We start from the raw sequence: 14,520 nt of genomic DNA, 5'->3' as shown, positions 1-14,520 counted from the left end.
GGAAACTGACTGGGGGAGCCGCGGCTTAAAAGCTTTAACGGTATAGGTCGTCATTGAGAGACGAGCGCCGCCGCCTGCGTCGCGGGGTGGAGCTTTGCGTGCCGGTTGGCTGCTGGGTTCGGTTGTTCGACTGCCGAGGCTGTTGGCCGGGTTGCTTCACAATACGGATATTCGCCTCCGACTGGCTGCGTAGCGAGTGCTGCCCCCGTGCGCCATCGACCAAACCGATTCCTGGATTGGTTGCGGTTGTATCGGGGTGAATATTTCGCGGCTGAACTCCTGGGTTCTGCCGTTGCTGTTGCCCAGATCGAAGCCGACGACGACCGCCCTGTGACTCCGCGCCCGACTGGGGGCGCTGCGCCCGCTGCTGGCTTTGCTGATTACGCTGCCGGGGTTGTTGCTCGGCTGCCGGGGCTTGCCGGTTCACCGGCGGGTGAGATGCGGCAACCCGGCGGGAGGGGCGTCCCTCGCTCTGTGCGTTTCGACGCTGGGTTGCGGCCTCACCGCGACGCAGACGTTGCTGACGATGCTCCGCCCGTTGCTCAGCGCGCTGCTGTGCCGCACTGTGCGCTGCGGACACGGTCGGTTCCGGCTGGGCTGCGGCTGGCGGTGCCGCTTGTCGACGCCGCTGCGGCTGCCCTTGGCGCGGTTTCTGTGCCGCTGCGGGGGCTTGCTGGCGTGCCACCGGCTCCCGGCGGTTCTGCGTTTCAGGCCGCGGCTGTGGTGCAGCGGCAGGACGTTCACCGGAGACGCGAGCAACCCGACGCGGACGCTGGGTTGCGGCCGGTTTCTGTTGCGGTGTTGCTGGCTCTGGATCGGGCACCACAGGTTGAACCGTGGTGGCAGCTGGTGAGATCGGTCGCTCGGCTGCGCCGCGCTTCTTCTCTGATCGCTGCTGGGAATTGCGCTTGAGCAATTCCTCCACAGTAACGGTTTCGGTTTCCGCCGTGGCATGATCTCGCACCCGAGTGCGTTGGGTTTGCTGCCGGGCCCGGGATGCTTGGGCGGCACTGCGCCTATTGGTTTCGGTTTCCTTGCGGTATTCCTGGGTGGTTTTATCAGCTAATTGCTGTGAGAACCTACGCAGCAGGAAAAGCCGAATTGCGGCAAGCAAGCCAGCGCCCACCGTGGCACCAAAGATGACGGGGAATTGCTGCAAAAGCGGATAGACCGAAGTGATGATCTGGGTTGTCGACAGCGGAGTGTCCGGGTTGGGAAGCCCCTGGCGTACCAAAAGCCAACCGGTTAAAACGATGGCTACGGCGAAGAAGATAGGAATGCTGGCAACTAAGAGAAACAGCGACTTTGGCTGAGTGAGAATTGAAAGAAACAACACCGTCACCACGAAACACACAACAAAGGCGAGGCCCAATGTCCCGCTAGCAACGGTCAGCAAAGAGCCTACGGCCAGCCCACCAGTCAAAATGATGAGGGATAACCATAGGGGAATACCAAAGAATTGCGCGGCATGAGGCGCAGCGTGGTGCTTCTCCAAAACTCTCGACACGAACACCCATGTTACCGACTCGAAACAAAAAGGGGCATTCGCACAGGTTAATGTCACAAAATATTTTCAGGAGACTCTTCGCTTTGCCTTAGCGATGGTAGATTTTTCAAACCTGCCTCCGCACTCATTTTTCGCGCCGTGACCATCACTCTTGATTCCATTGATGACATTGCCGCATTAAAAGATTGACTGGCTTTATCCAACGAATGGCCAACCTTATTGAGGTGCCCAACCAGTGTGGTGAGCCGATTATGAAGCTCCTTTCCCAATTGCAGTACCGTTGCCGCACGTTCGTTGACCGAATGCTGTTGCCACGTGATAGCGACCGTGCGCAGTAGGGCGATAAGTGTGGTGGGGGTGGCGATGATGACGTTGCGGCTAAAAGCGAATTCTAAAAGCTCTGAGTCCGCCGATAACGCGGCGTCTAAGAAAGGATCAGCGGGAACAAACATCACCACGAACTCCGGTGTGGGTTGGAAGGCCGAAATGTACTCTTTGCCTGACAATGCGGTGATATGGGTGCGTACTAAATGGGCGTGGCGATTAAGAAAGCCTTGTTGCTCTTCCGGGTCGCCGGAGTTGATCGCGTCCAAATACGCGCTAAACGGAACTTTGGCATCCACGATAAGGTTGCGTTCACCGCTTAAATGAATCACCATGTCGGGACGAACCACCGCACCTTGGTGGTTGCGGTGCGCCTGGGTTTCAAAATCGCAGTGCTTGACCATTCCAGATAATTCCACGACCCGTTCCAATTGGATCTCGCCCCACCGGCCCCGAACCTGCGGATTGGTCAGCGCCGCTGCCAACTTGGAGGTGTTCTGGGTTAATTGGGCATTAGTATGTGCCATGGCTTGGGCCATGTGTTGAAACTGGCTGGACATGGTGGCAAACGCTTCTGCCCGGCCCACCTCCAGCTCGCGGACTTGGGAATTAAGCGAATCAAGCGCCCGATAAATCGGATCAAAAGCGGGGCTTGCCCCAGTGGCGGTGACTGGTGGTTTCCTATCCCGTAATAACCAGCCGATGGCACCACCAGCTATTAAACAGATCAACGCAACGAGCGGCACAGTTGTATTCATGCCCTACACGATTGCACATCGGGCCAACACTAATTGCGGAACCTGCGAATTTTCTCGAACATTTGTTTGGTTTTATTCTGCATTTGCGCAGATCGTACCGCCAATCGCGACATTTTTCCGTTGCTCGAATATCGGTTGGTTCTTCTGCGTACCATTGGCTCAGCGTCCAGTCGGTCGTCGTGATCGGCGCTACCGGGCGCAGCATGATTATCGGTTGAGTGGGCATCGGCTGCGGCGTCGACAAGCGCGTCGTGGGCCGCAACGCGATTTGCCCGCAGCTTCCGGCCGATTTCTTCGCCCCATAACCCACTCATCGAACCCGCAGTGGTGACGAATTCGATTTCGCTCGCCTGTTTTTCGCCAGCGCGCAACGCCGTCATGTCGTGCAAATACCGGAACAGGACGGCCACCATGGCGGCGAACGGCACCGCCAAAAACGCACCGATGATGGAAAACAGCGAACCGCCCACCGTCACCGAAACCAAGATCACCACCGGGTGGAGGTTGAGCGCACGGGATTGCAGCAGCGGCTGCAAAATATTGCCCTCTAATTGCTGGACAAGCAACACGATCGCCAATGCCATGATCGCCTTGGTCACACCCAGTGACACTAGCGCGACCAAAACCGCCAAAGTGCCCGCGACGAATGCGCCCACAATCGGGATGAAACCGCCTAAGAACGTTAACACCGCCAAAGCCAATGCCATCGGCACCCCAAGGATAATCAGTCCGATACCGATAAAAATTGCGTCTACTGCGGAGACGGTCGCCTGGGCCCGGATGAAGCCACCGAGCGTGATCCACGCCCGGGCACACAGTTCTGTCAGGTGCCAACCGGCGCGTTTACCCACGATGCCCCGTAGCCACGGCAAAAACCGGTCGCCGTCTTTGAGGAAGAAAAACGTGAGAACCAAGACGATACCCAAGGTGACGATGACCGATGTTGCGATTCCCAAGCCGGAGAAAATCTCCGAAACAATAGAGCCGGTGCGTCGTTGTACCCATTGGACTGCGGAGTTAATTCTGTCATCCAAGTCATCCGAATCCAGGTTAAACGGTGGCCCCTGTAGCCATAATTGCAGGCGCTGAATCCCCTCGAAAGCCTGGAAATACAGTGCGTGGGACTGCCTGCCGACCGAGGGAGCGATCATCCAAATGAGGAAGCTAAATGCGCCCACCGCCCCCAAGATTGCCGTCAACGACGCTAAAGCCCGCGGCACCCCGAGCCGACGCAACCCAGCCACCGGCGGCCATAAAACGGTACAGACGATAATCGCCAAGACAATCGGCAATGCGCCCCGCCACAGTTGTTTAATTGCGTACCACAAGACGAAAGCGGCGGCGGTGATGATGAGCAGCCGCAGACACCAGGTGGCTAGTTTACGGATACCATCAGCGATGATTTCGGCTCGGTCGATGTGATCCACGGAAGTTTCTGGCTGAAGCTCCTCAAAAACTTCAGCCGCTTCGGCGAACTCTGGTGAGGTGGGGCGGAAATCAGTCACAGAATCATTGTGGCAAATTTTCTGTCACTGGTGGCGGTTGCGCCTTGCCCGCCAGGCAAATTCTTAAGCAATTTTCACTGCCATTGGCGAAAAATTTAACAAGCAGTGATCTTCCCCTCAGCGGCGGACGTTGATTGTCGGCTGGGCGTCGAAAAGCGAAACCGCACGCAGTAGCCGGATACCAACCGGTACCGGTTCCCACGTGCGGACGTAGCCTTAAAAAACTACTTGCGGACTTCTGTTGTAATGACCACTTCCCGGATTTCCTGGGCGATCAATACCTCATCGGTGGCGAACTCCGCGTCGCCGAATTGCCCCGACATTTCGTCTGGGTGTCGCTGCAGGTGGATTAGTGTTGCGGCTAATCCGCCCCAAACCACGACGATGAACAGAATCAGCATGGTGATTGCAATACCGGTCATTTCTTCAATTCCTTCCGGTCGTATTGCTCGATGGCGAAACCAGCCACGCGGCGTTCAGATGGGTCGAACTGGCGCGGAACCTGCGGTAACCGCTCTAGTTCTGGCTCGATGCCGAAGTCGGATCCAGGAGGGCCATCCAATGGCAGGCCAGCGGGCCACTTGAGCATGCTCATAATCAACGAGCTAATCACGATGAAGCCCAACACTCCCCATCCGTAAATGGCAACCTGTGCCACGGAGTAGTCGCCGTAGGGTTTTTTCACCAAGGTAACGAGTTCCTGGATCAGGGTGAATCCCAAGACCAAAGTGGTGATGTTTACAACGCAAATTCGCCACAACACACCCACCCGGAAAGAGGAAACAACGTTGAGGTGCCCGGCAACCTCGTCGATGCGGCGCAGGATCCAGTCGATAACCACGATAATGACAAGCGCGATCGCGACGATACCGATGTTGTTTGTGAACTTGTCCATGATGTCCAAGTGAACCAGGCCACCCGCCGACGCAAACAGAGCGAGGGAGAGCACCGCCATGATAAGACCCACCGAAATAGCGGTGGTTTTACGCGGCAGGTTCAGCTTGTCCTTGACTGCCGAGACTACAACCTCGAACAGGGAGAACAACGAGGTAAAGCCTGCGATTGTCAGGGAGCCGAAGAACAATACGCCGAACAAACCGCCCAATGGCATTTGGTTAATGATGGTGGGGAAGGCGATGAACGCAAGACCAATGCCGGAAGTCGCCGCTTCGTCGACGCCCACGCCCTGTTGCATTGCCATGAAACCCAACGCTGCGAACACGCCGATACCTGCGAGAACCTCAAAAGAAGAGTTGGCAAAAGCGGTAACCAGGCCGGTGCCGGTCAGGTTGGTGCGCGGCTTGAGGTAGGAGGCGTAGGTCATCATGATGCCGAAGCTGACAGACAGGGAGAAGAAAATCTGACCATATGCCGCCACCCACACGGTGGGATTCGAAAGCGCCGACCAATTCGGTGTGAAGAACGCATTCAGGCCGTCGACTGCGCCATCTAAGAACAATGCGCGCACCACAACGATGATGAACAAAACGGTGAGGATCGGCATGAAAATTTTCGACACCCGACCGATGCCAGAGTCAACGCCCATGGCCAACACGATGATCGCAGCTACCCAGACTACTGCCAGAGCAATGAAAATCTCCCAGATATAAGAGGTGGAGAAAGTCTGGCTGCCGTCCATTTGGAGGAACGTTTCAAAGAAATAGGTATTGGGATCATCGCCCCACGCCTTATTGAAAGACTTAATGGTGTAAAGGCCAGCCCACGCGATAATCGCGGCGTAGTAGATAGTAATGAAGAAACAAATACCTACCTGAATCCAGCCCACCGGCTCGGCCCAGCGCTTGATACGCCTAAAAATCAGTGGGTCGGAGCCACGGTACCGGTGGCCGAGCGCGTAGTCCAAAAACAGCAACGGGATACCTGCGGTCAACAGCGCAATGAGGTAGGGGACCAAGAAAGCGCCGCCGCCGTTTTCATAGGCAACATACGGAAAGCGCCAAATGTTTCCCAGACCCACCGCGGAGCCAATCGCCGCGAGGATAAAGACCCATCGGCTGGAAAACACCTCTCTCCGCTGTGCCGGATCGACTTGTTGTGCCATGAGACAACCTTTCGTTGAAGAAAATGGCAGTGAACAATTGTGATTAATCGAAGGATGAACGGAACTTTTGGTGACCGCTTTTCGTTTAACTCATTTCATTCACTTTGAGTATGAAGCATGATTTTAGCGAGAACACCCCAAAAATGGGAAACTATTTCCCATATTTTGAGACGCTGGGCGGGTGTCTGCACCCCCATAACCCCCACCCACAGCAGGTTTGATCCAAATGATAGGATGATTCACCGTGAGCTTAACTCTTGGAATCGTCGGATTGCCCAACGTCGGCAAGTCCACTCTGTTTAACGCCCTGACCCGCAACGATGTTCTTGCCGCAAATTACCCATTTGCCACCATCGAACCCAATATTGGGCTCGTCGAACTGCCTGATGCACGGCTAACCCGGCTCGCCGAAATCTTCGGCTCGGAACGCATTCTGCCCGCCACCGTTTCTTTCGTCGACATCGCCGGAATCGTCAAAGGCGCATCCGAAGGCGAAGGAATGGGTAACGCCTTCCTCGCTAACATCCGGGAAGCCGACGCGATCTGCCAGGTTGTGCGCGCATTCGCTGACGAAAACGTCATCCACGTCGATGGCAAAGTCGACCCCAGCACCGACATTCAAATCATCAATACCGAGCTCATTCTCGCCGACCTCCAAACCATTGAAAAGGCATTGCCGCGACTGGAGAAAGAAGCGAAGAAAAACAAGGAGCTCGCCGACACCGTCGCTGCCACCAAGCAGGCAAAAGAAATCCTTGAGGACGACCGCACCCTGTTTTCCGCCGCAAAATCCGGCGACATCGACCTTGCACTCCTGCGCGACCTGCATTTAATGACGGCCAAGCCGTTCCTGTACGTTTTCAACTCCGACGAGGAAGTTTTGCTTGACGACGCCCGCAAGCAGCAGCTCCGCGACCTCGTCGCCCCCGCCGACTGCGTATTCCTCGACGCAAAGACTGAGACCGAACTCCTTGAACTTGATGAGGAGGAAGCCCTCGAACTTTTAGAGTCCGTCGGTCAAACCGAACCCGGGCTACATTCCCTGGCGAAAGCCGGTTTCGCCACCTTGGGCTTGCAAACCTACCTCACCGCTGGCCCGAAGGAATCCCGCGCCTGGACGATCCACAAAGGCGACACCGCCCCCAAAGCCGCCGGTGTAATCCACACCGACTTCGAACGCGGCTTCATCAAAGCAGAGATCGTTTCCTTCGAAGACCTTGACAAAGCAGGCTCCATGGCCGAAGCCAAAGCACAAGGAAAAGTGCGCATGGAAGGCAAAGACTACGTCATGGTCGATGGGGACGTGGTGGAGTTTAAGTTTAACGTTTAGCGTTATTGACGTTTCTCGTTAATTGTGGCAGGCTTATCGTGTGATCATATCTTTTGGTGACCGGGATACCGAACGGGTATGGCGGCGTGAAGCTGTTCCGAAGCTTGATCCGCGAATACATAAAGCTGCTAACCGGAAACTTCATCAACTTGATGCGGCGACCACCCTTGACACGCTTAGAGTGCCACCTGGTAATCGCTTGGAGGCGCTCAAAGGAACCGAAAGGGGCGCTACAGTATCCGGGTTAATAAACAGTGGCGGATTACATTTCGGTGGACTGACGGCGGTCCCGAGGACGTGACTATCGAGGATTATCATTGAGGTGCGATATGACTGAGAAGCTTTATCCTCCGATTCACCCTGGTGAAGTCTTGATGGAGGATTTTATCAAGGGGTTCGGAATAACCCAGAACAAACTGGCTGTGTCAATTGGCGTGCCACCGCGCCGAATCAACGAGATTGTGCATGGGAAGCGCGGAATCACTGCCGATACTGCACTTCGGCTAGGGAAGTACTTTGGTATGGAGCCGAAGTTTTGGTTAAACCTGCAATCACGCTACGAGCTCGAACTGGCAGAGGAAAAGGTCGGCGAGCAAATCGCGGAAATTCAACCACTTGATGCCGCTTAACAGACAAAAAGTCGATTCTGTTTAACTTCACGATGCAAGACACCCACCGACAGGTTGTCGCTGGGTGTTTACTACTTTTAGCAGCCTAGACAGGATTCCGAATTTTATCGTTCAGCTATGCCACTGGTGCGGCAATCTCGATGTGGTGCTTATTCCAATGTTCAATAAGCCAGCGGTCGTGGCTGGCTACGATGAGTGTGCCATTCCACGTGAACAATACTGATTCCAGCACCGCAATCGTCGAAAAGTGAAGGTAATTGGTACAAGGTTGTTGGGTGCGTTTGCAATGGCCAGTGCGATCTGCACCCGGCGTTGGTTGCCGACCGATCGGTGGGGATTGGGTTATTCCACAACGAAGGATGCAAAACACCAAAACTTAGTGCGTTGATCCTAGTAGTCCATAGTTTCTCAGTGAGGCCAGGATCGCCACGACGTGGATGTCGCTGGACTGCGGCACCATTCGACCTGTAGAAAGTAATTGAACCCGATGCTGATGATTAGTCTTGGGCTTGACCAGAGTTTATCCAGCGCAGAAGGGTGGATTTACCAGCACCGTGTGATCCTGCAATGAGCAAATGTTCGCCGAATACAAGCTCGAAGAAACGCGGACGGTGAGAACTTGCAAACTCTCTGAACGTGGCAGTCGTCACGGATAACGAATGCGGGAGAATTTTCGCGGGCTGCGTTAGGGGCGCAGAAGGTTATGCACTCAATCCCTGAATGCCAGAAGTCCTTACAAAATGAACAACGCACTCCAAACCTAGAAAAAACTGGCAAGGAGCCGGATCCAGCCCCGTCCCCGATCGAACAATGCACCCCCATGCGCTGAGACTCCTTTAATAATTGACTAAATTTGAATGACAATATCCACGGTAGTCAATATACTGCGGGGCATGAAAATATCCCGGACCCTTGGCACCCTCACCCTCCTGACATCCATAGCTGTAAGTATTGCTGGCTGTAGCAACGATTCCGTCAGCAGCAATGCCAGCGACACCGCAGCATCTGACACGGTAGCCACGGCTCCTGCATCGAGCACTTCTCCGGAAAAACCCGAGAAAAAAGACCCCGCCGCGACCGACGGATCCTTCTGTGAGGTGATGCTCACCGACATCGATACCGCAGCCACGACGTTCACTGCAAACATTTCAGGCATGGCCTCTGCCGACCAAGTGAAAATGAAACTTGCCCTCGTTGAGCAGATCACCACTCCACCGGAGGGGCTGGAGGAAGAGTTTGCCATCTGGAAGACCTACTTGCAGACTGCGGTGACCTCAATCGACGACATCAGCGCGATGACCGCCGCCTACGACGACACAACCGAGGCCGCTGGCCAAGCTCTCTCCCGCGTTTACATCGATGAGTGTATGAGTCGCCTCTAGGCAAACGTCCCGTCACCGCTCAAAGGGGAAGCAAAGTCTGCGTATCCTGCTTTCCACACCGTAGATGCGTTGTGACGTTTGCTTTCCGTAATGCGGATCGGTACCCGCCAATTGTGCGTGAAGGGCACAAACCCCTCACACACTACAAACAGTCTCCAGTAGGGTGTTTTTAGCTGTTGATTTGGTACAGGAATACATGGCTCCGCCATTAACAGTTCTTCCGAAAAAGACCCAGCAGCCTGGGGTTTCCCGCAAATTTTAGGTGGTTGTGTTGGTTTTCATAATCTACGGGCGTTGCCATGTTGAGGTATGAGTGTCTGCGTTGTCGGTTGTAGACTTCTTCGATCCAGCGGGCGACTGAGGTGCGTGCTTCGATGATGGTTTTCCATCTCCTTCGGTCCAAACGGACATCAAATCCGCCTTAATCCAATGTCCGCCAACCAAGGGTAACTCCAGTTATGGCTTTGTTCGTCTAGGAAGACCTTAAGCGGCTCAGTGCGGTTGCTACGCCGATACTTGACCAGTTTTTAAGAGGTTTTCTTTTTCCTGGTGGCGGGCACTTGGCCTGCGAACAGTGCTGTGAGTGCGGTGGCGAAACCGACCAGTTGCAGGAGGTTGAGGGATTCGCCGACGATGAGCGCGCCAAGGAGTGCAGCAGTCAAGGGGGACAATAGTCCTAGCAGGGCCGTTGGGGTCACGGATAGGTTCCGGATGCCAGCGAACCAGATGGTGTAGGTCAGGAGGGCGCCAAAGAGGCCGAGCCAGGCATAGCCGACCCACGCGGCTGCGTCGATGTGCTCAGGGATACCGTCCACAACGAGTGCGGGGATCAGTAGCAGTAGGCCTGCTGCGGTGAGCTGCCAACCAGCCAGGCCCACGGCGCTCACATGGTCGGGACGTCCCCACAGCTTGGTGAGGACGACGCCGGTGCCCATCGATGCGGCACCGGCTATTCCAGCGAAGATACCTACCGGATCGAGAGCCGCGTCGGGGCCTAACACGACCATGCCGACCCCAACCATCCCGGCGACGCCCCACCAGAGCCGCCAGCCTGAGAGTCGCTCGCGGAGGATGAGGACCGCGAGGAAGGCAATCAAGATGGGTTGGATCGCGCCAAGCGTTGCGGCCACCCCGCCCGGGAGCCGTTGCGCGGCAACGAACAGGAGGGGAAAGAATGCTGCCATGTTCAAACCACCAAGAACAAGACTTTTCCACCACCAGTGCCCGCGTGGGAGTTGGCGTGACAATGCGAGCGCGATGATTCCCGGCGGCAAGGTCCGCATGAACGCGGCGAAGATGGGGTGCCCGTCGGGCAAGAGGTGAGTGGTGACGATGTAGGTGGTTCCCCACACGATCGGCGCCAATGCGGTCAGGGCGATCCATCCTGCCTGATTCCCGTTGACGTGGGTATTTGTTGTCATGGCGTTCAGGTTATTGGCAAACTTAATATGAGTCCAATACATGTTTTTCATTTCAATTATGCACAAGTATCATGAATGCATGGAGTTGCAACAGATGCGATACGCGGTTGCCATCGCCGAAGAAGGCAGTTTCACTAGGGCAGCAGAGCGCTGCTTCGTGGTGCAGTCAGCGCTTAGCCACCAGATCAAGGCGCTCGAGCGGGAGCTTGGCGTGCAGTTATTCGCCCGTACATCGCGTCGCGTGGAGCTCACCGCCGCGGGCGAAGCCTTCGTGGCTTCTGCCCGTGAAGCGCTACAGGCAACCGAACGGGCCATGGTGGATGCCGCAGCCGCCGAGGGTCAGGTGCGTGGCACCCTCACGATCGGTGTGATCCCGACGGTTGCTGCCGTCGATATCCCGAGGGTGCTGGCAAGTTTCCACACGACACATCCCGCGGTGCAGGTACGCCTGCGCGGCGGCGGCAGCGAACAATTTGTCAGCGACATTCAAGCAGGACGGCTGGACGTGGCGTTCCTCGGGCTCGCCGAGTGCACGCCACCCCAAGGGCTGGCCTTCCGCGAACTCTCCCACGAAGCACTGGTGGCAACGCTGCCTGCGGGTCATCGCTTGGCGCAGCGTAAGCGCCTGCGCCTTGCCGACCTCGCGGATGAGACATTTGTCGATTTCCCGGCCGGATCTGCTGGACGTGCTCAAAGCGATATCGCTTTCCAGGCTGCGGGGCTGCACCGCGATGTCGCTTTTGAGATTATGACCACCGATCTGATCCTCGGCATCATTCGCAACGAACTCGCGATCGGGATGCTCTCTGCTCATGTCATCCCGCATGATCCGGATGTCGTCACAGTCCCGCTTGTCGACGGCCCCCGGAGAGTCGAGTATTTGGCCTGGAACGAGTTCAACCCAAGCCCCGCTGCCCTATCTTTCCTGGAGGCCATCCTGCACGATCATTTGGATGCTGCGACCGCCTCCTCGGATGCGTCAACAGTGTGACTAGGTCTTGCCGGGAACATGCCCCAGCACCGCATCACCGTCATAAGTGCGACCAGTGTTACTAGTCGGCCGTGACGGCGATTCCTGGCGCGTCAGGCCCCGTCAGCCAAGCCCTGCCAACCAACCCGCCGCCCGCCCAAACAAAGGGATGGCGGTTCGCCACCATCGATGACCGCCTAGCCATCACCGCGATGGTTGCCGACTCCGCCGAACAGCAGTCCCTGCGGCTGACCCCTCCTGAGCGCCGCCGCGCTGGCGGGACGCGGTCATATCAAGGTCCGCCGCCTGAGCCTTCCTGGATACCATCGCGTCTGATTAGGTCGCTGCCAAACGTATTTTCTGACCGTGCTGACGTCATCATCTACGACTGCTTCGGAAAAGGTGATTATCGGAATCCGGCTCATCCGAGGCATCGCCATCGGGATGGGTTCGTTCAACTGGCGACTGAGTTGGCTGGACTGGGATTATGCCTTCCGATTATTCCTGCTGGGAATCTAGATCCTGAAAAGTACACTAAAGCTCTCGTTCGTCGTCTTAAGCAGGTAAGCGAAAATGACAACCAGACGTTTAGGTGGCAGTCTCCGTCAACGTTGTGGATGAGGGAGACATTTGGCTGCAGACTTACAACCCGAACTTTGCGAATGTCTCGTCGAAGATCTCCCGCATGCGGCGGCGGGTGGAGTAGCGTGCTTCCATGTCGGTGATTGCTTTTTTGAGGTAATTTTTGGTTTCTTGTTGTGTCGTCGGGGAGTGGAATTCGCTGGCGGTGAGGACCCGGTTGAGTACTTTCGCGGCGTTGTAGTACGCGGTTTCGCCGACGTTTTCCAGTTGTTGCCACGCGTGCTGGACGGCGATGTCGGCGGCGAGAGCGGGGTTGACGATTGCCAGCCAGCTTAGTTCGCGTTTCCAGGTGTCGGCGTCGAATCCGTAGTTTTCGGGATTGGACATGAGTTTGTTGAATTCCGCCGGTTGGTGGTGGGTAAAGATCGCTTGGTGCAGCCCGGATTGCATGCCGAAATAGCCGTTGGTGGTGTCAAGCAGTGCGCGAAGGTCGTCGGAGAGTGCGCCAGATTGGATTTCATTGAGCACCATGAGATTAAAGAAGCATTCGGCGGTTGGTGCAATGGCGTAGTAAGTGCGTAGATAGAGTTCCGCCGCCGCCAGTTGGTTCGTGGCGATGAGGGTGGAAAAGACGTCATGTGACGTGCTGGCGCTGTCGGCTTTGAGGGAGCCGTCGGCGGCGCGGTTTTTGATGGTGGTTAACCACTGGGTTTGTTGTTCCAGGGATACCGGAGCGCGGAAAACCAGCGCAAGTGCTTTCGTTCCTTTGCCTTTTGCGAGCAGGAGTTCCAGCGCGGCGTGCCAGTCGCCTTGGGCTTGTTTAAACGCCACGAGCAGCGGGAAGGCGGGGGAGGAGTAGCTGAAAAATTGGTGGGATTCTTCGGTTTCCGCGTGTGCGGTTTGCAGGGTGGTTTCGTAGTGGGTGGTGGCGGGGTCGTCGAAAAGCGGCAAAAAGTCGGAGATATGAAGCTGGGTGCGTGCCGCGTTGGCAAGTTGTTGTTTCACTAGCCATTTCGCCAGGTTAATGGGGCGAACGTTGGTGTCTTGGCACAGGCGGATATACAGCGAAATCAGCTGCTGCATGTGTAGGTTGAGCGCTTCGAGTTTGTAGGCGGAGTCGAGGATTTCCAGGAGGTTTCGCGCTTGCTTTGCGACGGCTTTGCCCCGGCCCAGGTTGGTGTGTTCTTCAATGATCTTTAAGAGCTCATCCAGGGCGGCGGTGAGTTTCGCCTCGTTGCCGTAGGAGCTCTTTAAAAGCGTTTTGAATTCTTTGACTTTGGTGTTCAGCATCGCGGCGATGTCCGAGTCGCTGCCGAGTGCAATGGTGGATTTTTCTTCCAGCCAGCGGGCGAATTCGGGTACCTCGTGGGCGGCTTGGTCGATCAGCCGCCTAAGAGTGCTGTGGGGGAAGGAATCAAGAAATTGCGATACGGGATCGGCCTCAACGATGTCGTCGTCGAAGGATAGCGCGTCGGTAGTGGTGCTGTCATCGTTGAAGGAATAGCTGGTGTCATTGCCGCTGCTGTGATCGCTGCGGCCGCGACTAACTGTCGGCCAGGTGGTGGGGATGGTCATGCCGAAGGTGTCTAACAGTTCGACGGGGTCGGTTTGGGTCTCGTCGCAGGTGACCGCCAGTAACGCGGCGATGATGTGTTCGCAGTTTTTATCAAAGGTGCATCGTGTGCAGGAATTAAGGCCGGCATCGTGGCAGGGAAATACGAATACCGTGGTGGTTGTTTCCGCGCGAGGGTCGAAAACCTCAGCAACAATGCGGGTAAACGGGCCCCAACCTCCCATGACCGCAGTGCCAATATCGGCGAAGGTGACGTCGCAGGTGGTCACGCAGTCGAGCGCAGCCAGCGACAGCGCGGTTCGGAATTTCGGCTTGCCAGCGATGCTTCGATACAGTGCGAAACGTTGGTCGATGACGCGGGAAAGATCAAGGGTGATGGTCACGGGTTACCTTTATACGATGATAAGTGAGCAAATTCCTACATCGAAGTGTAGTGGAAATATTTATTAATAACGTCGGTGCGGGGGACAGAGGTTT

General features: G+C 56.1%; 13 protein-coding genes and 1 pseudogene. 6 read left to right on the top strand and 8 right to left on the bottom strand.

Annotated elements, in window-relative coordinates:
- Positions 1 to 34: 34 nt before the first annotated feature.
- The 5 genes from Q4D85_RS00290 to Q4D85_RS00270 all read right to left on the bottom strand — a co-directional run bounded on the left by Q4D85_RS00290 (position 35) and on the right by Q4D85_RS00270 (position 6,156).
- Positions 35 to 1,507 (bottom strand): DUF6542 domain-containing protein, encoded by a 1,473-nt coding sequence (locus Q4D85_RS00290; protein WP_303197410.1) that lies wholly within the window; start codon positions 1,505 to 1,507, stop codon positions 35 to 37.
- 53 nt (positions 1,508 to 1,560) lie between these two features.
- Positions 1,561 to 2,589 carry a DNA recombination protein RmuC gene (locus Q4D85_RS00285; RefSeq protein ID WP_303197408.1) on the bottom strand — a complete coding sequence of 343 codons (1,029 nt, stop codon included), beginning with the start codon at positions 2,587 to 2,589 and terminating at the stop codon, positions 1,561 to 1,563.
- A gap of 29 nt (positions 2,590 to 2,618) precedes the next feature.
- Positions 2,619 to 4,016, bottom strand: a complete 1,398-nt coding sequence (locus tag Q4D85_RS00280) for an AI-2E family transporter (protein WP_303197681.1) — start codon at positions 4,014 to 4,016, stop codon at positions 2,619 to 2,621.
- Between the two features lie 302 nt (positions 4,017 to 4,318).
- Positions 4,319 to 4,516: a methionine/alanine import NSS transporter subunit MetS gene (gene metS / locus Q4D85_RS00275; protein WP_047261676.1), complete on the bottom strand. Its 198-nt coding sequence runs from the start codon at positions 4,514 to 4,516 to the stop codon at positions 4,319 to 4,321.
- On the bottom strand, positions 4,513 to 6,156 hold the full coding sequence (locus Q4D85_RS00270) for a sodium-dependent transporter (protein WP_303197407.1): 1,644 nt from the start codon (positions 6,154 to 6,156) through the stop codon (positions 4,513 to 4,515). The genes metS and Q4D85_RS00270 overlap by 4 nt, the downstream gene beginning before the upstream one ends.
- 244 nt (positions 6,157 to 6,400) lie before the next feature.
- Between Q4D85_RS00270 and ychF the strand changes: the two genes are divergently transcribed.
- The 4 genes and pseudogenes from ychF to Q4D85_RS00250 all read left to right on the top strand — a co-directional run bounded on the left by ychF (position 6,401) and on the right by Q4D85_RS00250 (position 9,497).
- On the top strand, positions 6,401 to 7,486 hold the full coding sequence (ychF, locus tag Q4D85_RS00265; RefSeq protein ID WP_303197406.1) for a redox-regulated ATPase YchF: 1,086 nt from the start codon (positions 6,401 to 6,403) through the stop codon (positions 7,484 to 7,486).
- Between the two features lie 40 nt (positions 7,487 to 7,526).
- Positions 7,527 to 7,807, top strand: a pseudogene (locus Q4D85_RS00260) (type II toxin-antitoxin system RelE/ParE family toxin).
- A gap of 8 nt (positions 7,808 to 7,815) precedes the next feature.
- Complete coding sequence (locus Q4D85_RS00255; protein WP_303197404.1) at positions 7,816 to 8,115, top strand: HigA family addiction module antitoxin; 300 nt, start codon at positions 7,816 to 7,818, stop codon at positions 8,113 to 8,115.
- Positions 8,116 to 9,008: 893 nt separating this feature from the next.
- Complete coding sequence (locus Q4D85_RS00250) at positions 9,009 to 9,497, top strand: hypothetical protein (RefSeq protein WP_303197403.1); 489 nt, start codon at positions 9,009 to 9,011, stop codon at positions 9,495 to 9,497.
- A 208-nt stretch (positions 9,498 to 9,705) separates the two neighbouring features.
- Here the strand turns inward: Q4D85_RS00250 and Q4D85_RS00245 are convergent, their stop codons facing one another.
- Both Q4D85_RS00245 and Q4D85_RS00240 read right to left on the bottom strand, forming a co-directional pair.
- Positions 9,706 to 9,900, bottom strand: coding sequence for an integrase core domain-containing protein (locus Q4D85_RS00245; protein WP_303197401.1), 195 nt, complete (start codon positions 9,898 to 9,900; stop codon positions 9,706 to 9,708).
- A gap of 124 nt (positions 9,901 to 10,024) precedes the next feature.
- Positions 10,025 to 10,918: an EamA family transporter gene (locus tag Q4D85_RS00240; protein ID WP_303197399.1), complete on the bottom strand. Its 894-nt coding sequence runs from the start codon at positions 10,916 to 10,918 to the stop codon at positions 10,025 to 10,027.
- Positions 10,919 to 10,997: 79 nt separating this feature from the next.
- Between Q4D85_RS00240 and Q4D85_RS00235 the strand changes: the two genes are divergently transcribed.
- Together Q4D85_RS00235 and Q4D85_RS00230 are read left to right on the top strand one after the other, a co-directional pair.
- A complete protein-coding gene (locus tag Q4D85_RS00235) occupies positions 10,998 to 11,909 on the top strand; it encodes a LysR substrate-binding domain-containing protein (RefSeq protein WP_303197398.1) in 912 nt (303 codons plus the stop codon).
- A 345-nt stretch (positions 11,910 to 12,254) separates the two neighbouring features.
- Positions 12,255 to 12,407 (top strand): hypothetical protein, encoded by a 153-nt coding sequence (locus Q4D85_RS00230; RefSeq protein ID WP_303197397.1) that lies wholly within the window; start codon positions 12,255 to 12,257, stop codon positions 12,405 to 12,407.
- A gap of 123 nt (positions 12,408 to 12,530) precedes the next feature.
- Here Q4D85_RS00230 and Q4D85_RS00225 read toward each other — a convergent pair whose 3' ends face one another.
- A complete protein-coding gene (locus tag Q4D85_RS00225; RefSeq protein WP_303197395.1) occupies positions 12,531 to 14,426 on the bottom strand; it encodes a hypothetical protein in 1,896 nt (631 codons plus the stop codon).
- Positions 14,427 to 14,520: the final 94 nt, after the last annotated feature.

Source organism: Corynebacterium sp. (assembly GCF_030532965.1).
GTDB lineage: Bacteria > Actinomycetota > Actinomycetes > Mycobacteriales > Mycobacteriaceae > Corynebacterium.
Note: the sequence above shows the minus strand (reverse complement) of the source record. Positions and strands in the feature narration are given on the sequence as shown.

Coding starts and splice junctions, on each gene's coding strand:
- Q4D85_RS00270 (WP_303197407.1), bottom strand. CDS start 6,156: ATGGCACAACAAGTCGATCCGGCACAGCGGAGAGAGGTGTTTTCCAGC.
- Q4D85_RS00285 (WP_303197408.1), bottom strand. CDS start 2,589: ATGAATACAACTGTGCCGCTCGTTGCGTTGATCTGTTTAATAGCTGGT.
- Q4D85_RS00250 (WP_303197403.1), top strand. CDS start 9,009: ATGAAAATATCCCGGACCCTTGGCACCCTCACCCTCCTGACATCCATA.
- Q4D85_RS00235 (WP_303197398.1), top strand. CDS start 10,998: ATGGAGTTGCAACAGATGCGATACGCGGTTGCCATCGCCGAAGAAGGC.
- metS (WP_047261676.1), bottom strand. CDS start 4,516: ATGACCGGTATTGCAATCACCATGCTGATTCTGTTCATCGTCGTGGTT.
- Q4D85_RS00255 (WP_303197404.1), top strand. CDS start 7,816: ATGACTGAGAAGCTTTATCCTCCGATTCACCCTGGTGAAGTCTTGATG.
- Q4D85_RS00240 (WP_303197399.1), bottom strand. CDS start 10,918: ATGACAACAAATACCCACGTCAACGGGAATCAGGCAGGATGGATCGCC.